We start from the raw sequence: 20,697 nt of genomic DNA on the forward strand, positions 1-20,697 counted from the left end.
TCAGGATTTTCCCTTCAGGAAGCCGATGCGGCCGTAGAGCGCGTCGCTCGCCAGCACGAACACGAAGATGATGCCCTGCAGCACCAGCACCGACGCATCGGGCAGGCCGAGCCGCCGCTGCAACAGGCCGCCGGAGGCAGAGATGCCGCCGAGCAGGATCGCCACCGGAATGACGGCAAGCGGATTCTGCCGCGCCAGGAACGCGACGAGGATGCCGGTGAAGCCGTAGCCCGCGGCGAGGTTGGCATTGGTGCGGCCCTGCACGGCGGCGACCTCGATCATGCCGGCAAGCCCGGCGCAGCTGCCGGCAAGGAAGCAGACGGTCAGGATCAGCTTGCCGACGGAAAGCCCCACGATCTTGGCGGCGCGGATGTTGCCGCCGGCGACGCGCGCGGCGAAGCCGAAGGTGGTGTGATAGATCAGGATGTAGGCGGCGACGGCGGCGACCAGCCCGAACACCAGGCCCCAATGCACGTCGGTGCCGGGAATGCTGCCGATCATGTTGGCGGCGCCGATCTCGCGCGTCGACGGCTTGTTGAGGCTGGCCGGATCGCGCATCGGCCCCTCGACCAGATGGTTGAGGATCGCCAGCGCGATATAGACCAGGAGCAGGCTCGAGATCGTCTCGTTGACCCCGCGATACTGCCGCAGGCCGCCTGACAGCGTGATCCAGAGACCGCCGCCGATCATGCCCGCGATCACCATCGCGATCTGCACCACGATCGGCGCCGCGCCTTGCACAGCGAGGGCAGCTGCGGTCGCCGACAGCGCGCCGATCAACAGCGCGCCTTCGCCGCCGATGATCACCATGCCGAGCTGCGCCGGCAGCGCCGTGCACAGCGCGGTCAGGATCAAGGGCGCGGCGCGGGTCAGCGTGTTCTGCCACGAGAACCAGGTGCCGAACGCGCCGTAATACATGTAGAAATATAGATCGAGCGGGTTCTTGCCGTAGAGCGCGACAAAGCCGCCGAACACCGCGAGCGCGCCGATCAGCGCCGCGCCCGGGATCAGGATGTATTCGATGCTCGCGCCGTAGCGCTGGAGGAATCCGGGATCGGCGGCCGGAGCAACGCCGGCCGCCTCCACCGATTCCGCCGCCTCCGTCGTCACGCGGTGGCTCCGATCACGCCCTCGACCAGATAGTCCATCTTCTCGAGTTCCGGATCCTGCTGGCCGCGGTCGGTGCCACCGGCGATTACGGTCTTGCCCTTGTTGTCGGCGATCGGGCCCTTGAAGATCGCGTACTCGCCGGCCATGAACTTGGCCTTGACGTCGTCGGCATGCTTGCGCGCTTCCGCCGAGACCATCTCGCCATAGGGCGAGACCTTGACGATCTCTTCCTTGAGGCCGCCGCGATAGAAGTTCGGGATCGCTTCGCCTGCCGTGATCATCTTGACGAATTTCGGATACAGCGCCTCCCAATTCCATTCGGCGCCGGTGAGGTAAGCCTTCGGCGCCAGCGGCGACTGGTTGACGTGATAGCCGCACACAAAAGCGCCACGGCGCGCGGCGTTCTCGACCATCGTCTTCGGTCCGTCGACATGGCAGGTCAGCACGTCGACGCCCTGGTCGATCAGGCTGTTGGTCGCCTCGGCTTCCTTGACCGGCATCGACCAGTCGCCGGTGAAGATCACCTGCGTGGTCGCCTTCGGATTGGCGAGCCGGGCGCCGAGCGTGAACGCGTTGATGTTGCGCAGCACCTGCGGGATCGGCTTGGCCGCGACGAAGCCGAGCTTGCCGCTCTTGGTCGAGTAGCCGGCGACGATGCCGGAGATGTATTGGGCTTCGTCGATGTAGCCGAAATAGCTGCCGGCGCTCTTCGGGTCCTTGTCGGACCACAAGCCGCCGCAATGCTCGAAACGCAGCTTCGGAAACTTGGCCGCCATCTTGAGAACGTGCGGGTTGTAGTAGCCGAACGAGGTCGGAAACAGCAGCGTCGCGCCGTCGAGGTTGATCATGGATTCGATGGTCTTCTCGACCGCATCGGTCTCCGGCACCTTCTCTTCCTCGACCACCTTGATGCCGGGCAGCTTCTTCACCGCCGCCGCGCCCTGGGCGTGGGCCTGGTTGTAGCCGTAGTCGTCGCGCGACCCGACATAGATGAAGCCGATCGTGGTCTCCGCTGCCGCCGCGCCGCGAATGCCGAGCGTGCTGCCGAGCGCCAGCGCGGCGCTACCCTGCAACAAATGCCGTCTTGAAATCCTGCCAAAATCCATCGCGTGCTCCCTCCGGCGGATGGCCCGCCTGTCCCTGTCGCAGCCGCCATGACGGCGGCGCTCAGATCAAGTGTCGCAAGCTTCGTGCCAGGGCATGTTTGGCGATCATGATTTGGTAAGCGATTGAATATGAATGGAAATGGGGATCGGCGTGAGAGACGCTGGACGTCAACCAGGGTCGATTTGCCTATTTTATGAGCGATCGATCTCCGTTGTATGCAATGCCGTTAAGCAGTCGCTAACCGCCGGGCGGCCCCTGCGCCCCCGGTTGGGATCGGCTCGTGGCGCCCGATTTGCCGGCTGGTGAATCGGACCGGGCCTGCTACGAGTGAAGCGGGCCGCGGTGCCGGGTTGGACTGATGGGAAACAGTATGAGCGAGAAGAAACCGTCCTCGAATCCGTCCTCGAAACCGTCCTTCCTTGGCGACGAGATCGTGGCGCGGATCGACCGGCTCGCCGCGATCTCCGAGACGCCGGAACATCTGGCGCGCGTCTTCCTCACCGACGAGCATCGCAAGGCGGCCGATCTCATCCTGTCCTGGATGCGCGAGGCCGGCATGAGCGCGCATCTCGATGCCATCGGCAATGTCTGCGGCCGTTACGAGGGCGAACGGCCGCACCTGCCGGCCCTGATGCTCGGCTCGCACTACGACACGGTGCGCGACGCCGGCAGATGGGACGGCCCGCTCGGCGTCATCACCGCGATCGCCTGCGTCACCGATCTGAACCGGCGCGGCAAGCGGCTGCCGTTCGCGATCGAGATCGTGGGTTTTGCCGACGAGGAGGGCGTGCGCTTCGCCTCGACCCTGCTCGGCAGCCGCGCGGTCGCTGGCACGTTCGACGACAGCGTGCTCAACACGCGCGATCGCGCCGGAATGTCGATGCGCGACGCGCTGATCGCCTTCGGGCTCGATCCCGATCATATCGGCAAGGCGGCGCGCGCCCGCCGCGAACTGCTCGGCTATGTCGAGCTGCACATCGAACAGGGCCCCGTTCTGGAAGAGAAGGCGCTGCCGGTCGGCGTCGTCACCGCGATATCAGGCGCGACGAGGCTCGCCGCCAATCTCACCGGCGTTGCCGGCCATGCCGGCACCGTGCCGATGCCGCTGCGGCGCGATGCGCTGACGGGCGCCGCCGAATGCATCGTCGCGATCGAGGCGTTTTGCCGGAGCGACGAAGCCGGCCTCGTCGGCACCGTCGGCTATATCAACGCGATGCCCGGCGCTACCAACGTGATATCAGGCAAGGTGTCGTTCACGATGGACATCCGCTCGCAGAGCGACATGCACCGCAAGCGCGCCGTCGCCGACATCGTGCGGCAGATCGAGGCGATCGCAAAGCGCCGCGAGCTCGCATTGCAGATCGATGTCACCCATGAGAACCGCAGCGTGCCCTGCGCGCCGTGGCTGAAAACCCAGATCGCCGAGGCCGTCGCGGCCGAGGGCCATGCCGTGTTCGAGCTGCCGAGCGGGGCAGGGCATGACGGCATGGCGATGGTCGATGTCGCCGATATCGGCATGATCTTCGTGCGCTGCCGCGGTGGCATCAGCCACAATCCAGCCGAACATGTCGAACTCGCCGATGCCGACACCGGCGCGCGGGTGCTGCTGCGCTTCATCGAGAATTTCCGGCCGCACGACGCGGCGAACAGCTGAAGCTGCCGCGCTTGGCGATCAGTGCCGCATCAGCATGCGTGGTATCCGCCTTGATTCCGCCATGGTCCGGCCCGTGCCGAATTTGGACAGGTCTGACCGCCGCTCCCGGCCTGGTTGAGCCTATTTGCGGAGCGCCCGTGAAGCGCTAGACTTGCGTCAACGGGGGAAAGGACATGAGGTCGTCCGTCGTCCAGGACATTCAGTTCCCAAAACAACCGGCGTTGCAGCTGATCTATGACACTGCGCCGATCGGTCTTGCCTACCTCTCTCCCGATTGCCGTTACCTTCAGATCAACCAGCGGCTCACCGAGATCTGCGGCATCTCGGTCGAAGGTCATCTCGGACGTACGGTGCACGATTGCGTGCCCGCGCTGGCCACGGCGGTCGAGGGTATCGTCCGATCGATCATGGAGACCGGAGAGCCCGTGACCGGCGTGGAGGTTTACGGTCAGCGTCCGGGCCACAATGACGAGCGATGCTGGATCACGCATTGGCACCCGCATCGCGAACCGAACGGCAGCATCGTCGGCGTCAACGTCGCGGCCGAGGAGATCACCGATCGCAAGCGCAGTGAGCGCGAGATCCGTGCCGCCCGTGACGCGGCCGAGAAGGCATTGCACCATCTGCAGGAGACCCAGGCGTCGCTGATCGAGGCGGAAAAGCTCGCGGCGCTGGGCCGGCTGGTGGCTGGCGTCGCGCACGAGATCAACAGCCCGGTCGGCACCAGCCTTACCGTCGCATCGGTCCTCGAGCAGAAGTGCGCCGACTTCGCTGCCGAGGCTGCGCGCGGCAAGCTGAAGCGCTCCAGCCTGAGCGATTTCATCGAGGTCGTCGAAAGCGCGTCGTCGCTGCTGGTCGGCAATCTCAAGCGCGCCGCGGATCTCGTGCAATCATTCAAGCAGGTGGCGGTCGATCGAAGCTATTTCGACCGCAGCCGGTTCGATCTCGGCAAGGCGACCGAGCAGGTGCTTTCGAACCTGCGGCCGGCCTTGCCGAAGAACAATCTGGCGCTCGAGGTCGATTGCCCGCCCGGTCTTGCGATGAACAGCTATCCCGGCCCTTACGGCCAGGTGCTGACCAATCTGTTCGTCAATTCCGTCGCGCACGCTTTTCCGGATGGCAAAGGCGGCACCATTGCGATCCGGCTACGTGCGTCGGGCGCGGACCAGGTGGAAATCCTGTTCGCCGACGATGGCTGCGGGATGGACTGCGACGTGCTGCGGCAGGCCTTCGATCCATTCTTCACCACGCGCCGCGACATCGGCCGTATCGGGCTCGGCCTCCACATCGTCCACAACATCGTCACCAACCGGCTGGGTGGAGAGCTCCATCTCGACAGTGCCCCGGGCAGGGGGACGAGCGTCCGGATCACGCTGCCACGCGTGGCGCCGCAGCGCGGGACCGACAGTTGACGCCCAAAGGGGGGCGTCGAGAAGGAAATGCTCCCCGGCCTCCGCACCGGAAAACGTCCTTCCAAGTAACCGCCGCAAAAGGCATTCCACGACCCTTGCTTCCGGCCCCGTCGTCGCGACATTCTCTTGATATTCCAATGGGTCACGACATGAGCCAATCCGCATTCGATCCCTTCGGCGAGCCGGTCCCCGCGGTCGATCCTTCGATCGCGAGCGAGGGCGTGTCGAAATGGCTGAAGACCGCGGGCACCAGCGTGTTCTGGGTGCTGGTGGCCGGCATCGTGCTTGCCCGCGCGGTGTATTTCGAGCCCGGCGTGTTCAGCTTCGAGCGTGCCGTTGCCTGGGCGCAGGGTCTGTTCGCCGCGCTCTAGCAGCCGGCATCCGCGGCGCCGTCTTCGTGCCCTTCGTCTCCCGAATGATCCCCTCGAATGCGACCGCCGCCGGCACGTCCAGCCGGCCGGGCGATTTCAATTGCCAGAGCGTGCGCTCGATGTGGACGCCCTTGATCGGGATCACCCGCAATTTCCCGAGCCTGACCTGATCGTCGATCGTCGCGACCGACACGATAGCGACGCCGACGCCCGCAGCCACCGCCTGCTTGATCGCCTCGGTGCTGCCGATCTCGAGCGTGCGCTGCAGCTCGACGCGGTGGGCGGCGAGCGCCTGCGCGACCACCTCGCGGGTGCCTGATCCCGGCTCGCGCACGATCAGGATCTCGTCGTTCAGCGAGCGGATGTCGATCGGCGCTTGAACCGCTGCGAAGCGGTGATCGGGAGCCGCGATCAGCGCCATCACATCGGTGCGCCAGGCTGCGCTGGTCAGGTTCTCGTCCTCCACCGGCCCCTCGACCAGGGCGATCTCGATCTCATGCCCCAGCATCAGCGCGGCGATATCGGAGGTGTTGGCGCTCACGACATGCAGATCGATGCCAGGAAAGGCGCGGTGGAAGACGCCGAGATATTCCGGGATCATGTAGGTCGCGATCGTCGTGCTGGCGCCGATGCGCAGCGAGCCGCTGTCGAGGTTGCGCAGCGCCTGCAACTCGTCCTCGGCGGCGCGCTCGGCCGCGAACAGCGTTTCGGCATGCCGCGCCAGCGCCGCGCCCTCTCGGGTCGGCCGGACCCCCTTGGGCGTGCGGTCGAGCAGGCGGCAGCCGACCTGCAGCTCGAAATCCCGCACACCCTTGGAGATCGCCGGCTGGCTGATGTGCAGGAGTTCGGCGGCGCGGGAGAAACTCCCCGTTTTCGCCACGGCCGCGAACAGGCGGAGCAGATGCAGGTTGAGGGACATAACTTCTCTCTATCGGGGCAGTCCGAAAATATATTAGCCAAGTGGCGTGCTCTGGCGCATAAAATCTTCTCCGAAAGAGGATTCCGTGCCGGAACAAGAACGAGACCAGGGGCAGAAGCAGGGGGCGCTGAAGCGCATTTTCCGGCTCGTTCCGGGCATTCTGCTCTGCGGGGTGGTCACGGTCATCTCGCTCGGCGTTCAGGCCGTCGAGGAGCGCGTTTTCGACCATCCCTATATCGAGGCGCTGGTGGTCGCGATCCTGCTCGGCATGGCGGTGCGCACCGCCTGGCAGCCCTCGGAGCGCTGGCGCTCGGGCATTGCCTTCAGCGCCAAGCAGCTGCTCGAGGTCGCGGTGATGCTGCTCGGCGCGTCGATCAGCTTCGCCGCGATCGTGGCCTCGGGTTATGTCCTGATCGGCGCCATCGCTGTCACCGTCGTGATCATGCTTGCGGTGAGCTATGGGCTGAGCCGCCTGCTCGGACTCAAGACCAAACTTGCGATCCTGATCGCCTGCGGCAATTCGATCTGCGGCAACTCCGCGATCGCTGCGGTGGCGCCCGTGATCGGAGCCGATGGCGACGACATCGCCTCGTCGATCTCGTTCACCGCCATTCTCGGCGTGCTGATGGTGCTCGGCCTGCCGCTGCTGATCCCGCTGTTGAAACTGACGGCGACGCAATACGGCATCCTCGCCGGGCTCACGGTCTATGCCGTGCCGCAGGTGCTGGCGGCGACCGTGCCGGCCGGCATCGTCTCGACCCAGATCGGCACGCTGGTGAAGCTGGTGCGGGTGTTGATGCTGGGCCCGATCGTGGTCGGTCTCTCGCTGTTCGTGGCGCGGCGGCGCAAGGCCGGTACCGCCAAGGCCGGCAACACAAAGACGGCGCCGATCAGCCCGTTCAAGCTGGTGCCCTGGTTCATCATCGGCTTCCTGGTGCTGGCCGCGCTGCGCTCGTTCCAGCTCGTGCCCGACATCGCGATCGCGCCGGTGACGAAGACGGCGGTGATCCTCACCGTCGTCTCGATGGCGGCGCTCGGGCTCGGCGTCGATGTGCGCGTGCTCTCGACCGTCGGCGGCCGGGTAACAGCAGCGGTCACGCTGTCGCTGCTGCTACTGCTGGGCCTCAGCATCGGCCTCGTGCATTTCTTCAAGTAGAGCATGATCCGGAAAAGTGTGTAGCGGTTTTCCGTCGCGACAAACGCGGAGCGTTTGCGCGGAGATCATGCTCAAATCAAATAGATACTGCGCGGCTACTCGGCAGCCTTCGCGGTCTTGCCGAACATCCGGGTCGGCGCGGCAAAGCCGCAGGACGTGCCATCGGTGATCTTGACCTGATCTTCCCAGGGCAGGCGGAAACGGCCGGACACCATGTCCTGCATGAAAGTGTAGGGGCAATCCATCGCGCCGCCCTTCACCGCGACGTAGCCGCGGTGCCAGAGCTGATAGATGTTGTTCTCGACGCCCCAGTTGATCCGCGCCTCGCGCACGAGGTCGGGCCGCACCTCGGCGGTGATGATCTCGTCGGCCCGTCCCGTGGTGCCGTGCGCGATGATGCTGCCGTCGAAATTGACGATCATGCCTTCGCCCATCGAGTCGAACGACCCGTCCGAGCCGCACATGCAGACATTGGCCGTCACCATCAGGTTCTGGAACGCGTTGGCCTGGTTGGTGAAGCGCCAGCTGTCGCGGATCGGCGCAGTGTAGCCCGCGGTGCGGATCATGATCTCCGCGCCCTTGTAGGCGCATTCGCGCGCCATTTCCGGGAACATGCCGTCGTGACAGATGATCAGCGCGATCTTGACGCCTTTCGGCCCGTCGATCACGGGAATGCCGATGTCGCCCGGCTCCCACGGCTCGACCGGAATCCAGGGATGGAATTTTCGGTAATAGAGCTTGATCTCGCCGTGATCGTCGATGATCAGCCCTGAATTGTAGGGATTGCCGTGCGGGTTGAACTCCATGATGGAGAAGCAGCCCCAGATCTTGTTGTCGATGCAGGCCTTCTTGAAGGCCGCGACTTCAGGCCCGTCGAGCCGGCACATGATCTCCGGATTGGTATCCATCGACAGGCCGTGCAGCGCGTATTCGGGGAACACGACAAGGTCCATGGTGCCGAGATTGCGCCGCGCCTTGCCGACCATCCAGACGATGCGTTCGGTCTGCCGCGCCAGATCGGCCTTGGTCGCCACCACGGGCAGTTGCAGCTGCACCAGTCCGATCACCACGCCGTTGGGTGATTTGTTGAGACCGCCAAGTCCATTCATGCCTGTCCTCCCGCTTGTTTGAGACGCTTGGGTCCTTGCGCGAACGATCGACGTCGTTCGATCCGGCTCTCAGCTAGCAACGATCATGCCAGCATCATTGTTGCATGATGGCATGCGGTTTGCTTAATCAGGTGCGGGTCTTTTCGCATTCGAGGCATGCGTCATGGCGAATTCAAGCGGGACAATCGCGGCGGAGCCGGAGCCGATCACGCTCGACTGGAGCAAGACCGCGCTCGTCATCATCGACATGCAGCGCGATTTCATGGAGCCCGGCGGCTTCGGCGAGACGCTCGGCAACGATGTCGGCCAACTCGCCCGCGCCGTGAAGCCGATCGCCGCCGTCCTCGCCGCGGTGCGCGACGCCGGGCTGCTCGTGGTCCATACCCGCGAGGGACATCTGCCCGATCTCTCGGACGCGCCGCCCGCAAAGCTCGAGCGCGGCGCGCCGTCGCTCCGGATAGGCGATCCCGGACCAATGGGGAGAATCCTGATCCGCGGCGAAGCCGGCCACGACATCATCCCGGAGCTCTATCCGCTCGACAGCGAGATCGTGATCGACAAGCCCGGCAAGGGCGCGTTCTACGCCACCGAATTCGGCAACATCCTGCAGAAATACGGCGTCGAGAATCTGCTGGTGTGCGGCGTCACCACCGAAGTCTGCGTCAACACCACGGTGCGCGAGGCCAACGATCGCGGCTACCGCTGCGTCGTGATCTCCGACGGCTGCGCGTCCTACTTCCCGGAATTCCACGAGATGGGCCTGAAGATGATCAAGGCCCAGGGCGGCATTTTTGGTTGGGTCACCGATTCCGCCGCGGTGCTGGAGGCGCTCGCTGCCTAGAGCAAGATGAGATTGGGACGCGGACTCATTAACGCGCTGCCATTGCCAGATCGATGCAAGCTGGATGAAGGCGAGGTAGTTGGCCGTCACGCCGCGCGGTCGTTGCGTTCAGTGCGGAAGAATGCGACGCGTCGTGCCGAACAGTTGAGGCCTCGTACCTAGCCCTTCGCGGCGGGTACGGGCGGCACCGGCAGAATGATTTCGGAAGCGACCTTCCAGTCCTTCCCGACGCGAAGCCAATTGATGATCATTAGAAACGGCCTGGCTGTTCCATCCTGCCCTGCATAAGAGACCGTGATGTTCATCGGGACGTAGGACTCGGCGACGTCGCGCGTCAGGCCGACAACCTTGAGCTTCGAATAATCCGGCTCGAGCACGACCGGACCGGAGCTACCGATATCATGCAGCTTTTGATCAACCGCCTCGTTGCCCCAAAAGCCGGCCCAGTTCCCCTCGGACTGGATCGCGCTCTTGGCCACCAACAGGGTCGAGGGCGATTGCCAGAACATCCCATGCAGCGCCTTGAAATCGTGGTTGTTGGCCAATTCCATCAGCTTGCCGAACTTCGATTTTATCGCGCTGAGGGTAGCAGCATCCAGCGGCTCTTTCCCGGTGGCGGGAGTAGATGCGACAGCCCCGGTGGCAAGAGTCGAGGCGGCGAGAGTGACAAGAAGTGTCTTGTACATGCAGGAATTTCCCTTCGAACGTCTGGCTCGCGTCATGACAACACCCGTTGCGTTCCGCGATTGGTATGAGTTACGACTTCCATCGGCGGAAGACTTCATCAGGACGTTTTAGCTTGCACATTCGCGTAGCAAGGCTGTGATTTCCGCATCGAGATTTCGGGCAACGTTCCGCGGCTTTGGCTGGTTTGCGCCATCGCGGTTCCGATGCGTTCTGCATTCTCTGAGCGAGCGTGGGCGCTCCCGGCGCGAAAGCGCCGGGAGCGGTACCGTCACTTCGCGAGTGTTGCCTTTTCGATGACCTCAGCGACTTGCTTCGCATGGACCACGAGCGACGCATGGCTGCCGGCGACTTCCGTCGTCTGAGCCTTGATCCGGGCTGCAAATGACTTCTGGGCCTCGGGCGCGAGGACTTTGTCCTTTGTGCTGATGACATAGAACGTCGGCTTGTCATGCCAGGCCGCAACGGTGACTGGAGCTTCAAACGCAACGTGATTCAGCGGAAGCTGCGAGTTGGCGAGGTGCTCAGCGATTTCCGGAGGAAGGTCAGCCGCGACGGCTGACGGAAACACCTTGGGGTCGATGTACAAATTGCCCTTCGCGTCGGGATGAATCGCGTTGCCGCCTTCGGTGGGCGGGCCGGCCTTTGCCAGCGACGCCAGGGATTCGCCTACCTCCGGCGCGAAGGCGGAAACATAGACCAGCGCCGAAACCTTGGGATCGTTACCGGCTTGCGTGATGACCACGCCACCCCAGGAATGGCCGACGAGGATGGTCCTGCCGTTCTGCTTCGCAAGCGCCTGTTTGGTGGCATCGACGTCGGCGGCAAGGGAGGTGAGCGGATTTTCGACGAGCGTGACGTTGTAGCCTTTCTTCGTGAGAATATCGGCAACGGGCTGCCAGCTCGTCTGGTCCACGAAAGCGCCGTGCACGAGCACGATGTTGTGGGCTGCTCCCTTGGGCAGTTCGGCGGAGTGAACGGAGCCGACCAATGTCGTTCCGGCCAGGAGTACGGTGGCGGCTGAGAGGAAGATATTTCGCATTGATTGTTCCTGTTGGCATGTCGGACGAACACAGTCCGGGGGAATGGACAGGCGTTTCCAGCAAGGTCGCGGTTTTTCCATCTGCCGTTGGCGAAATGGTTGCCGCACGTGACGTCGGCCCGCCGCGACGTGACCTATTCCGCCGGCCTTTCGGACGATAGGGATCAATCGTCCGTATGTTGTGTCCGATCGTCCGCCAGTCTAATCTCGGCGGCATGGATATACTCGCCCAAGTGCTCGATCGCGTTCGTCTCGGCGGGACGCTGCTCTTTCACTTCGAGCTCGGCCATCCCTGGAAGCTGGAGTTGCCGGCGCGCCCCTACGCCCTGTTTCACTATCTCAGCCGGGGCTCGGCGACGCTTGCGCTCGGACAGGGACAAGAAATCCAGATGACGGAGGGCGATTTTGTCGTCATCACGCGCGGCGAGCCCCATGTGTTCTATTCGGATCGCCGGGCCAGGCCTTTGCAGATTATTGATATCGATCGATCGTCGCCGCGTCTTGGCGTCGTTCGTCACGGCAGTCGTGCAAAGCCGCTCTCGACCATGATCTGCGGCAATTTCACCGTCTCGCGGCCGCTGTTCGGTAGCGTGCTGGAGCTACTTCCGCCCGTGCTCCTGCTGAAGCCAACGGCGGACGGTGAGTGGCTTGAAGCGATCCTGCGTCGCATGGTCAGCGAGTCCGCGCTCGAGCGTCCCGGCCAACGCGTCGCGCTCTCACGACTGACGGAAGTGCTCTTTGTCGAGGTATTGCGAAACTGGATCAAGTCTCTCGGTCCCGGTGAAGGCGGGTGGCTCGGGGCGATATCGGACCCGCACATCGGGCCCGCACTCAAGCTGATCCACGAAAACCCGGAGCGGCCCTGGGCCCTGAGCGACCTCGGCCACCGCGTGGGGCTCGGCCGTTCGGCATTTTCGGCCCGTTTCACCAGGCTCGTCGGCCAGTCCATGCATCGTTATGTCATCGAACGCCGGATGGCAGAAGCGGCGTTCCTGCTCGAAACCAGCGACGAGCCGATCGCACGAATTGCGAGCCGGGTCGGTTACGAGACAGCGGCGGCGTTTTCGAAGCTGTTCCACCGGCATCACGGCCTATCGCCTGGCCGGTACCGAGCGGCTCGACGATCTGACGGCGGAGGAAGGCAAGGGGACGTTCAGGAAGCAGAAGTTGCCGAATGACCTTGGCCAAGATGTACGCTCATGGCCCCATAGATGACGGTCTGGATGACCCCTGAGAACGTCGGCTCTCCGAAGAGAACCGGAAGTCCCTAGGTTCGGTCGCTATCGGCGGCTTTTGACCCTGAGCGGAAGTCGGGACCGCCATCATCTCGGGCCGCCGGACACCTGATGTTCGAGCAACGCAAGCTCCCGCCAATTTCATCAGCTGTCAGTGTGCCTTATTGTGCGAGTACGCCGCGTTGCTCCCATGGTCCCGGATTGAGAACCGCGCCGTTGACCTTGCCGACGGCGTCTCTGACGAAGGCGATCCGCGTATGATCGCCGCTCTCGACATAGAATTCATCCTTCGAAAGGAACGACACGGGCATCGGCTTGCCCTTGTCGAAATCAAGGATCGACCAACCGCCCGTGGCTTCAACGACAGGCTTGCCGTCCGCGACACGGACTTGAAGCGTGACACTGTGCGCAGGAACCGCCTCCCGAGCAAAGGCGACGACGAGCGGATCGCTCTGCGTTGCGCGGATGATCTTGAGCTTGATAGCGGCGTTGACCGGACCTGAAATCCGACGAAAGGCCGCTTCCAAGGTCAGGCCCTTGATCGACTTGTCGTCGATCGCTGTGATGAGATCTCCCGCCATGACGCCTGCTTTCGCGGCAGGGCCGGTGTCGGCCAATTTGATCACCCTGAGGCCATCGGTGCCCGCGATAACGGACTCAAGACCGGTCCAACCATTGCCGTCGGCGACCGAGGTCTGCCTGTCCAGCGAACTTGCAGACCCGCCGAAAACGTAACGTCCGACATATTCGGCGAGCGCGCCGGCATTTCCTTGCCCGGAGGCAACCGGCGCCGGCGCTTCAGGTACATTCAGCGCCGCATAGGGTAGGCGACGGATGGCGTCGAAATAGAAGCCGTTCTCACTGTGCTCGCTCCGCTGCATCATCATGATCAGGATCAGCTTCTGTGCCGGATCGATCGAGAAGAACGTGCCCCAGCTTCCCTGCCAGTTGAAGCTTCCGACTGCGCCCGGAATGTAGCTGAAATCGGGGCTGGTGCGGACTGCGAAACCGAGCCCCCAGCCCGTGCCGAAAGCCGGGCCGACTTCATGCCCAGCGATGTGCATTTCGGGCGGCAGCGAGTTTGTCGTCATCAGCCTGACCGTTTCGGGCTTCAAGATACGCACGCCGTCAAGCTCGCCGCCGTTGAGCAGCATCTGGCAGAAGCGCAGAAAATCAGGAACCGTGGAGACGATGCCTCCGCCGCCCGAGAAGAACGTCTGCGGCTTGCCGACGTCGCTATTCGCGAAAGGGGGTTGGGGCTGCGGCCCCGGCACGGCGACGAGACGGGCAAGCTTGTCCTGCGGTACCGAGAAGCTGCTATCGACCATATGCAGCGGCGCGAAGAGGCGGCTTTGCAGAAACTGATCGAAGGGCTGTCCCGACACGACTTCAATGACGCGGCCGAGCACGTCGTAGCCGATGGCATATTCCCAGACTTCGCCCGGCTGGTGCAGAAGCGGCAGGGCGCCGAGGCTCGCGACGAAGTCCGCGATAGGCTTGTCGCGCCGGAACGGCGCCCTGGCGCCGTACAGTACGTGAATCGCGGCATTCTCAAATCCGGGATCGGCGTAGTCCGGCGAAGCATAAACGAGGCCGGACGTATTGCGCAGCAGGTCCCGGATCGTCATCGCACGCTTCGCCGGTTCAAAAATATTCCGCGCAACATCCGAGAGGATCGGATCCCCGGTGACCGGATCCTTTTTGACGACCTGCATATCCCTGAGCTCCGGCAGATACTGGGCCACGGGAGCATCAAGGTCGAGCTTGCCTTCATCGACCAGTATCATGGTGGCGACGCTGGTGATTTGCTTGGACATCGATCCGATGCGAAAGATCGAATCCGGCCGCATCGGCATTTTCTTGTCGTGGTCCTCGAAGCCGGTGGCTTGCAAATAGGCGAGCTTGCCGCCCCGAGCGATCCCCACGACAAAACCGGAAGGATCGCCTTTTTCGCTCTGCGCTTCGAACCAGGAGGTCATGCGCGCCAATCGCCGCGCCGAAAAGCCGAGCGCGCCCGGGTCGCCGACAGTCTGCAAATCGTCGGCAAGCGCCGCCCCTGCCGGACAGAGTGTAAGCGCCGCCAGCGCGGCCAATAGAACGACAAACCGCTGATTTCGCATGGGGAGCCCCGTTGGCGCAACTACTGCGAGGAAGGATCGCCATCAGTCTGTCGAATGTTTTCGATTCCTTCTCGCCGAATCCCGCAAACCGGCTGGCCGATTCCTCAACTCGACTGGCCGATCTTCAATCGATCGTTTACCGGGGCCGCATTTCACGCCATGGCGAGGCGGCGAAATTCAGTTGGGGTTAAATTTGTCGCGGCCTTGAAGGCGCGGTTGAACGGCCCGATCGACTGGAAACCTGTGTCCATGGCAATTGTCAGCACCGGGACTTCTACTTGTTCGGGGTCGACCAGCGCCGCCTTAGCTTCCCCGATCCGGTAATGATTGAGAAACGCATTGAAATTGCGGTAGCCGAGGCCCTCATTGATGAGCTGCCGCAACCGGTAGTCCGGCACGCCCAACTCGGCGGATAGCAATCCAATCGTCAATCGCTCACGCCGGTAGATACGCTCGACGGTCATCAGCTGTTCCAACCGGCGCAAGAGAGCCGGTTCAATCGTGGCAGGCTTGCTCTGATCGTCAGACGCCTTGGCTGGCGCGCCGAAGCGGACATTTGTCGCGGGCAGCAGGATTGAACCTCCTCGCGTCCCCGCTTCTAGCAGATTCCATGCGCTCAAGCCGACCAACACGAACAGAGCGAGAACGTTGGCGACGCTAGTCATGGAAAAAGTGGGATTCGAGGGCTGCTGCAAGAAGCTCAAGTAAGAGTTGAGAACGATTTGGGCCGACGCCCCTATCAATACGACCAGCCGGAGCCCACGCCGGCCCTGCATCAGGTCCGCCGGCCAGGTGACAAGCGCCTGCGCTACCGCCAACAACGTTAGGCCGAGAGAGGTGAACGACAGCGTGCGTTCGATCGCAAGCTCGAGCGCGGCCGATCGTGTGATGCCGCTGGCGTCCAGCCATTGCGCGACGACGACGGCTGCCCACAAGACGCCATGCCAGAACCGCGGGACGAAATCATCGTCGAAGGCAGCACGCGCCCATAGCCAGAACACAACACAGTTCGCGCTAGACAACGCCAGTAGCAATAGGCCCCACCACGCAAACGGCCGCGGGAATGTCGGCGTCGAGCAGATCATCGAAGCCGCGGCGCCGATCGCGAGCGCGGCTCCCAGCAACGCGGCAGTGCTGTCACGGCGATCGCGCAGCGCCAGGGCTGCGATCAGCAGACACAGTGCGACGACGGCGCCCCGTAACCCTAGATCGACCGACATCAAACCGTTGGTGCCCACGATCGGAAATACTCCGAATGCCATTGTTGAGCCGCGTAGGCTCGCTCATACGCCCTGGGCGCAACTGATGTCGAGTCGTCAGATAATCTCGAAGCGGCTACGAACTGAAAGAGCCCCGATCCGGCTCAGAAGTTGATGTCCGAAAGCCAGCTCGCAATGGCCACTTCGGGTTTTGGCCCGGCTCGGACCTTCCGCGATGTGCGCCTTTGGGCAGCTGTTGGAGGATGAGCGGACATCACACTGCGCCTTTCTCGGCTTCCCATTTTATGGGTACACGACCTGGGCTGCGGCCGCAAATAAGGCGCGTTCCCTCTCCCGCCTGCGGCGTGGAAGCGTCAGTTGCAGAAGCCCCCAAATGCCATATGCGATAGCCTTGGGGCGACGGGACGTTTGCGCAATTTCGGAATATTAGAAGAATGCCCCTGAGTTGCCCGACCTGTCAAGTTGCTTGGTCGAACGCCGGACGCCGCCGGCTACTTTGCATGGGGTTGTTTTCGATATTTTGGCAGCGCCCCCTGTGACGGCCGCATGACTTCGTATCGCTCTAACCGCCTTTCACAGCGCCCGCGGTGAGCCCGGCGACGATCTGCCGTTGCGCCAGCACGGTGAGCAGCAGCACCGGCGCGGTCACGATCAGCGCGGCGGCGGCGAGCGGGCCCCAGCTCAGCTGGTCGAACGAGATCATGTTGTAGACCGCGACCGGCAGCGTGCGCGTCTCGCGCCCGGCCAGCACGATGCCGAACACGAAATTGTTCCAGGAGAAGATCACCGCGAGGATGAAGGCGACCGCGAGCCCGGGCCTGGCGATCGGCAGCGCGACATGGCGGAACACCTGCCAGCGGGTGGCGCCGTCGATCAATGCGGCTTCCTCCAGCTCCAGCGGCGTGGTTTCGAAATAGCCGATCATGATCCAGATCACGATCGGCACCGTGACCACGAGATGGATGATGATCTGCGGCACCAGCGTGCCGAGCAGGCCGAGCCACTGGAACAGCAGGAACAGCGGGATCAGGTACGACAGGCCCGGCGTGATGCGCGCGATCAGGATCACGATCGCCGACTTATGCGCCGCCATCCGCGCAATGCCGTAGCCGGCGGGCACGCCGACCAGCATCGCGAGGCCCGTGGCGCAGCCGGTCACGATCAGGCTGTTGGTGAAATAGGTCAGGAAGCGGTTGGAGGCGAACACGTCGGCATAGTTCTTCCACGCGAAATGCTCCGGGATGAACACCGGCGGATAGGAGGCGTTGTCGATCTCGAACTTCAGCGACAGCGAGGCCATCCAGAGGAAGAACAGGATCGCCGGCGAGACGATGACGAACACCGACAGCCACAGCCCGATCCGGCCGAGAACCTGACGCGGGTTCATGCGCCGTCTCCGAGCTCTGATGTCCACAGCATGCGCTTGCGCAAGTAAAGCAGCAGCGCTGCCAGCGCCACGATCAGCAGGAAGAACACCACCGCGATCGCCGAGCCGTAGCCGAGGTCGTAATAGACGAAGGCGACGCTGTAGAGATAGACGTTGATGGTTTCCGACGCCGAGCCCGGCCCTCCTTGCGTGATCGCGAAGATGATGTCGAAGCTTTTCACCGCGTCGATCATGCGGATCATGCCCGCGATGAACAGGAACGGCATGATCAAAGGCAGCGTGATGAAGCGGAACACCTGCCAGAAATTGGCGCCGTCGATCTGCGCGCTCTCATAGGGTTCGGTCGGGATCGCGGCGAGGCCGCCGAGCACGATCAGCATCACCAGCGGCGTCCATTGCCAGGTCTCGACCAGCACCAGCGACGGGATCACCGTTGCCGGGTTGAACACCCAGAGCTGCGGCGGCAGGCCGACCAGCGACAGCAGGTAGTTCAGCACGCCGAGCTGCGGGTGGAACATCATGGTCCACACCAGCGCGATCGCCACGGGAGTGGCCATCATCGGCATGATGAAGATGCCGCGCCAGAAGCCGCGCGCGGCGAATTTCTGGTGAAACACCACCGCCGCCAGCGTGCCAAACACCAGCGGCAGCAGCACCGAGAGCGCGGTGTAGGACAGCGTGTGGCCGACCGCCTCGACGAAGCGCGGATCGGTCGGCAGCCGCAGGTAATTGGCCAGCCCGACGAAGGTGGTGGGCGAGCCGACCTTCCATTCCTGCAGGCTCATCCAGATCGTGAACACCCAAGGAAAGATGATCACCGCCAGCACCACGACGAGCGCCGGGATCACGAACGGCCAATAGGACGGCGGACGCCATTCACGCGCCGTCGCGGCGTCCCCAGAGCCTCCGGCTCTGGAGTCTTGCTTTGACGCGTTTTCTTCACGCGAACCGGTACCCACTTCGCTTGAAAACGCTTTGCCGTCCGCCGCCGACTCAGCCTGTGTCACCACGCTCACGCTTTTTCGCTACGCTCCAGGATCGGCCGGAATTGCTCGTGCGCCTTCTTCAGCTCGGTGGCGGGATCGGCGCCCGACAGCGTCGCGGTCAGCGCCGCACCGACGATGTCGCGGAATTCGGCGACCGGGATGATGGCGGGCAGGCCGAGCTTCGAGATCTTGGCGGAGTCGATCACCGACTGCAGCCATTCCTTGGTCTTCACGCCCTTGGCGACCTCGGCATCGTCGACGATGGAGTTGCGGAACGGCACGCCGCCGCCGGCCTGCAGCAGGCGGGCGCCCTGTCCCCGCGAGACCACCCATTGGCAGAGCAGATAGGCCGCTTCCTTGTTCTTGCTCGCTGCGGCGATGCCGATGCCGTCGCCATAGGTTGAGGAGAACTTGCCCTTGGGTCCGGCGGGCACCAGCGTGTAGCCGACCTTGCCGACGACGCGCGAGGCGGCGGGATCCTCCAGCGGCGGCGCCCAGCCGTCGGCGTCGATCCACATCGCCGAGCGGCCCTGCGTGAAGGAGGCCATCGACTCCATCCAGTTGAAGCCGGCGACGCCGGGCGGCGCGCTTTTCGTCAGCAGCCGCTGATAGAGTTTTGTGGCCTCGACCGCCTCGGGGCCATCGGTCAAAATGTTGCCCTTGGCATCGAGAAATTCGCCGCCAAAGTTCAGGTAGAAGTTGGTCCACATCGCCATGTTGGCATTGCGCAGGCCGCGGCCGACGAAGCCGTAGATGCCTTCCTTCGGATCGGTCAGCTTTTCGGCGGCGACCGCCATCTCCTCCAGCGTCTTCGGGACCTCGACGCCCTTCTTCTGGAACAACTCCTTGTTGTAATAGAGGATGAAATAGTCGACCGACCATGGCAGCGAGAACATCTGGCCCTTGTCGTTGCGCGCGTATTGCAGGCCGGCCGCGGAGAAATCGCTTTCGACGAGATCAGGCGGCGTGAGGCTCGGGTCCTTGAGATAGCCGCTCATGTCGGCGAGCCAGCCGCCCTTCTCGAACTGCCGCTTCTGCACGTGATAGCTCAGGTGAACGACGTCGAAGCTCGGCTTGCCCGAGGACAGCTCGATCACGCATTTCTGGCGCTGCTGCTGCTCGGGAATCTGCTCCGACTCGACCTTGATGCCGGTGAGCTCGGTGAATTCCTTGATGTACTTCTGCAGATTGTCGCCGCGCGGCCCCTTGGCGAGGATGACCTCGAGCGTGGTGCCGGAATATTTCTTCCAGTTCACCTCGGCGCGGGCCGGAAGTCCGGTCAATCCAACCGCGCCGGCGGCGGCCGTGCCGGCCAGCATCTGCCGGCGCGAGATCAGGTGATGCGACATGTTTCTCTCCCAGGACCGTTCTTGTTTGGGAGGGATACTAGCGTCTCAACTCGATCTGCCTAGTCCCACATGCGCGGCGCCGCTGCATAACGCAGCGCCGCGCGTGTAATGGCAGCTATGCCTTGACGAAGGCGAGCAGGGTGCCGTTGCCGGCAGCCGGCGGGACGCAGATGCTGCTGCCGCTCTTCACGCCGGTTGTGCCAAGCGCCTTCTCGGTTGCGGCAAGGTCGGCCGCGATCACGAGACCGGCGCCGCCGCGATCAGACAGGCCATCCAGCGACACGCCGGGATAGCGCTTGCCGAGCTGGTCTTTCGTCAGGAACACGAAGTCGGCACGATCGCCGCCGGACGGCGCCGCAATCGCACCGTCGGCGTCGTTCCTGACGGCGATATCGATCATCCTGGAGAGATGCGCGGCATCGGTCGCAGGATCCGGCGAGACGATCAACACCTGCTTGAGGCGTTTTGCCCCATTGGCGTGCGTCATCAATTCGGGAATCCACACCGTCTCGCGTGTCTTGTGCTGGCAGGCGAAGATGCGGACGCCGCCGGGTGCTTCGGCGGTCGGCCACTGGAAGGTGCGGAATTTCGCCGCGGAGACCGTGCCGTTCGGCAGCGTCACCGGGCGTTCGAAATCGGTCGGCCCGATCGGCGTGTAGCCGCGCGCGCGAATCTCCTCGGCACCGGCTGCCGAATCCACCGCGGTGAATGCGATCCGTTCGATGCCTTCACCGCGCTTCTCGAGGAAGGCGCGCGCCGGCGCATTATGTTCTGTCGGCGTCAGCACGCCAAGCAATTCCATGTAATCGGGATCGAACATGATGGTGTAGTTGCCCGATCCCATATGCGCGCTGTGGGTACCGCGCGGTGACACGGTGAAGCCGAGCCGCTTGTAATTCTCGGCGGCCTTGTCGAGGTCTTTCACCATGACCACGGCGTGATCGATTCCGATGACGTTCTTGAGTGCCACTTGTTGTCTTCCCGGCTGGAATAAG

General features: G+C 63.5%; 18 protein-coding genes. 6 read left to right on the forward strand and 12 right to left on the reverse strand.

All coding sequences use genetic code 11. The features are described 5' to 3' along the window. Positions 1 to 1,110, reverse strand: a complete 1,110-nt coding sequence (locus tag HAP48_RS29260; RefSeq protein WP_166203182.1) for an ABC transporter permease — start codon at positions 1,108 to 1,110, stop codon at positions 1 to 3. Further along, complete coding sequence (locus tag HAP48_RS29265) at positions 1,107 to 2,216, reverse strand: BMP family ABC transporter substrate-binding protein (protein ID WP_166203184.1); 1,110 nt, start codon at positions 2,214 to 2,216, stop codon at positions 1,107 to 1,109. Before HAP48_RS29265 ends, HAP48_RS29260 begins: the two co-directional genes overlap by 4 nt. A 371-nt stretch (positions 2,217 to 2,587) precedes the next feature. Here HAP48_RS29265 and HAP48_RS29270 point away from each other — a divergent pair, with 371 nt between their 5' ends. The 3 genes from HAP48_RS29270 (at position 2,588) to HAP48_RS29280 (ending at position 5,654) form a co-directional block, all read left to right on the forward strand. After that, complete coding sequence (locus tag HAP48_RS29270; RefSeq protein WP_166203186.1) at positions 2,588 to 3,871, forward strand: allantoate amidohydrolase; 1,284 nt, start codon at positions 2,588 to 2,590, stop codon at positions 3,869 to 3,871. Positions 3,872 to 4,044: 173 nt separating this feature from the next. After that, entirely contained in the window at positions 4,045 to 5,283 is a 1,239-nt protein-coding gene (locus HAP48_RS29275) for an ATP-binding protein (protein ID WP_166203188.1), read from the forward strand. Positions 5,284 to 5,432: 149 nt separating this feature from the next. Then, the gene (locus HAP48_RS29280; protein ID WP_029078260.1) at positions 5,433 to 5,654 is read left to right on the forward strand and encodes a hypothetical protein; all 222 of its coding nucleotides are present in this window, start codon (positions 5,433 to 5,435) and stop codon (positions 5,652 to 5,654) included. On the opposite strand, the gene HAP48_RS29285 is transcribed toward HAP48_RS29280, so the two are convergent. Next, positions 5,602 to 6,573 (reverse strand): LysR family transcriptional regulator, encoded by a 972-nt coding sequence (locus HAP48_RS29285; protein ID WP_166203190.1) that lies wholly within the window; start codon positions 6,571 to 6,573, stop codon positions 5,602 to 5,604. The genes HAP48_RS29280 and HAP48_RS29285 overlap by 53 nt on opposite strands. Positions 6,574 to 6,658: 85 nt before the next feature. On the opposite strand from HAP48_RS29285, the gene HAP48_RS29290 reads away from it, so the two are divergent. After that, the gene (locus HAP48_RS29290; protein ID WP_166203192.1) at positions 6,659 to 7,729 is read left to right on the forward strand and encodes a YeiH family protein; all 1,071 of its coding nucleotides are present in this window, start codon (positions 6,659 to 6,661) and stop codon (positions 7,727 to 7,729) included. A gap of 95 nt (positions 7,730 to 7,824) precedes the next feature. On the opposite strand, the gene HAP48_RS29295 is transcribed toward HAP48_RS29290, so the two are convergent. Next, a complete protein-coding gene (locus HAP48_RS29295; protein ID WP_166203194.1) occupies positions 7,825 to 8,838 on the reverse strand; it encodes a formamidase in 1,014 nt (337 codons plus the stop codon). Positions 8,839 to 9,001: 163 nt separating this feature from the next. On the opposite strand from HAP48_RS29295, the gene HAP48_RS29300 reads away from it, so the two are divergent. Continuing rightward, positions 9,002 to 9,679, forward strand: coding sequence for a cysteine hydrolase family protein (locus HAP48_RS29300; RefSeq protein WP_166203196.1), 678 nt, complete (start codon positions 9,002 to 9,004; stop codon positions 9,677 to 9,679). A 158-nt stretch (positions 9,680 to 9,837) separates the two neighbouring features. Here HAP48_RS29300 and HAP48_RS29305 read toward each other — a convergent pair whose 3' ends face one another. Both HAP48_RS29305 and HAP48_RS29310 read right to left on the reverse strand, forming a co-directional pair. Beyond that, positions 9,838 to 10,365, reverse strand: a complete 528-nt coding sequence (locus HAP48_RS29305; protein ID WP_166203198.1) for a hypothetical protein — start codon at positions 10,363 to 10,365, stop codon at positions 9,838 to 9,840. A 269-nt stretch (positions 10,366 to 10,634) separates the two neighbouring features. After that, a complete protein-coding gene (locus HAP48_RS29310; protein WP_166203200.1) occupies positions 10,635 to 11,405 on the reverse strand; it encodes an alpha/beta fold hydrolase in 771 nt (256 codons plus the stop codon). 215 nt (positions 11,406 to 11,620) lie between these two features. Here HAP48_RS29310 and HAP48_RS29315 point away from each other — a divergent pair, with 215 nt between their 5' ends. After that, complete coding sequence (locus HAP48_RS29315; RefSeq protein WP_166203202.1) at positions 11,621 to 12,583, forward strand: AraC family transcriptional regulator; 963 nt, start codon at positions 11,621 to 11,623, stop codon at positions 12,581 to 12,583. 218 nt (positions 12,584 to 12,801) lie between these two features. On the opposite strand, the gene HAP48_RS29320 is transcribed toward HAP48_RS29315, so the two are convergent. The 6 genes from HAP48_RS29320 to HAP48_RS29345 form a co-directional block, all read right to left on the reverse strand. After that, on the reverse strand, positions 12,802 to 14,760 hold the full coding sequence (locus HAP48_RS29320) for a serine hydrolase domain-containing protein (protein ID WP_166203204.1): 1,959 nt from the start codon (positions 14,758 to 14,760) through the stop codon (positions 12,802 to 12,804). Between the two features lie 152 nt (positions 14,761 to 14,912). Beyond that, positions 14,913 to 15,998 carry a helix-turn-helix domain-containing protein gene (locus HAP48_RS29325; RefSeq protein WP_166203206.1) on the reverse strand — a complete coding sequence of 362 codons (1,086 nt, stop codon included), beginning with the start codon at positions 15,996 to 15,998 and terminating at the stop codon, positions 14,913 to 14,915. 544 nt (positions 15,999 to 16,542) lie between these two features. Then, a complete protein-coding gene (locus tag HAP48_RS29330; protein ID WP_166203208.1) occupies positions 16,543 to 17,367 on the reverse strand; it encodes a carbohydrate ABC transporter permease in 825 nt (274 codons plus the stop codon). Beyond that, positions 17,364 to 18,215 carry a carbohydrate ABC transporter permease gene (locus tag HAP48_RS29335; protein ID WP_224496664.1) on the reverse strand — a complete coding sequence of 284 codons (852 nt, stop codon included), beginning with the start codon at positions 18,213 to 18,215 and terminating at the stop codon, positions 17,364 to 17,366. The genes HAP48_RS29330 and HAP48_RS29335 overlap by 4 nt, the downstream gene beginning before the upstream one ends. A gap of 164 nt (positions 18,216 to 18,379) precedes the next feature. Further along, positions 18,380 to 19,702 (reverse strand): ABC transporter substrate-binding protein, encoded by a 1,323-nt coding sequence (locus tag HAP48_RS29340; RefSeq protein ID WP_166203212.1) that lies wholly within the window; start codon positions 19,700 to 19,702, stop codon positions 18,380 to 18,382. Between the two features lie 115 nt (positions 19,703 to 19,817). Beyond that, the gene (locus HAP48_RS29345; RefSeq protein WP_166203214.1) at positions 19,818 to 20,672 is read right to left on the reverse strand and encodes a VOC family protein; all 855 of its coding nucleotides are present in this window, start codon (positions 20,670 to 20,672) and stop codon (positions 19,818 to 19,820) included. Between the last annotated feature and the right edge of the window lie 25 nt (positions 20,673 to 20,697).

This window comes from Bradyrhizobium septentrionale (assembly GCF_011516645.4).
Taxonomy (GTDB): domain Bacteria; phylum Pseudomonadota; class Alphaproteobacteria; order Rhizobiales; family Xanthobacteraceae; genus Bradyrhizobium; species Bradyrhizobium septentrionale.

Bases quoted from the DNA above. Each gene is read 5' to 3' on its own strand.
- HAP48_RS29330 (WP_166203208.1), bottom strand. From the start codon at position 17,367: ATGAACCCGCGTCAGGTTCTCGGCCGGATCGGGCTGTGGCTGTCGGTG.
- HAP48_RS29265 (WP_166203184.1), bottom strand. From the start codon at position 2,216: ATGGATTTTGGCAGGATTTCAAGACGGCATTTGTTGCAGGGTAGCGCC.
- HAP48_RS29270 (WP_166203186.1), top strand. From the start codon at position 2,588: ATGAGCGAGAAGAAACCGTCCTCGAATCCGTCCTCGAAACCGTCCTTC.
- HAP48_RS29285 (WP_166203190.1), bottom strand. From the start codon at position 6,573: ATGTCCCTCAACCTGCATCTGCTCCGCCTGTTCGCGGCCGTGGCGAAA.
- HAP48_RS29315 (WP_166203202.1), top strand. From the start codon at position 11,621: ATGGATATACTCGCCCAAGTGCTCGATCGCGTTCGTCTCGGCGGGACG.
- HAP48_RS29280 (WP_029078260.1), top strand. From the start codon at position 5,433: ATGAGCCAATCCGCATTCGATCCCTTCGGCGAGCCGGTCCCCGCGGTC.
- HAP48_RS29275 (WP_166203188.1), top strand. From the start codon at position 4,045: ATGAGGTCGTCCGTCGTCCAGGACATTCAGTTCCCAAAACAACCGGCG.
- HAP48_RS29305 (WP_166203198.1), bottom strand. From the start codon at position 10,365: ATGTACAAGACACTTCTTGTCACTCTCGCCGCCTCGACTCTTGCCACC.
- HAP48_RS29310 (WP_166203200.1), bottom strand. From the start codon at position 11,405: ATGCGAAATATCTTCCTCTCAGCCGCCACCGTACTCCTGGCCGGAACG.
- HAP48_RS29295 (WP_166203194.1), bottom strand. From the start codon at position 8,838: ATGAATGGACTTGGCGGTCTCAACAAATCACCCAACGGCGTGGTGATC.
- HAP48_RS29320 (WP_166203204.1), bottom strand. From the start codon at position 14,760: ATGCGAAATCAGCGGTTTGTCGTTCTATTGGCCGCGCTGGCGGCGCTT.
- HAP48_RS29300 (WP_166203196.1), top strand. From the start codon at position 9,002: ATGGCGAATTCAAGCGGGACAATCGCGGCGGAGCCGGAGCCGATCACG.
- HAP48_RS29340 (WP_166203212.1), bottom strand. From the start codon at position 19,702: ATGTCGCATCACCTGATCTCGCGCCGGCAGATGCTGGCCGGCACGGCC.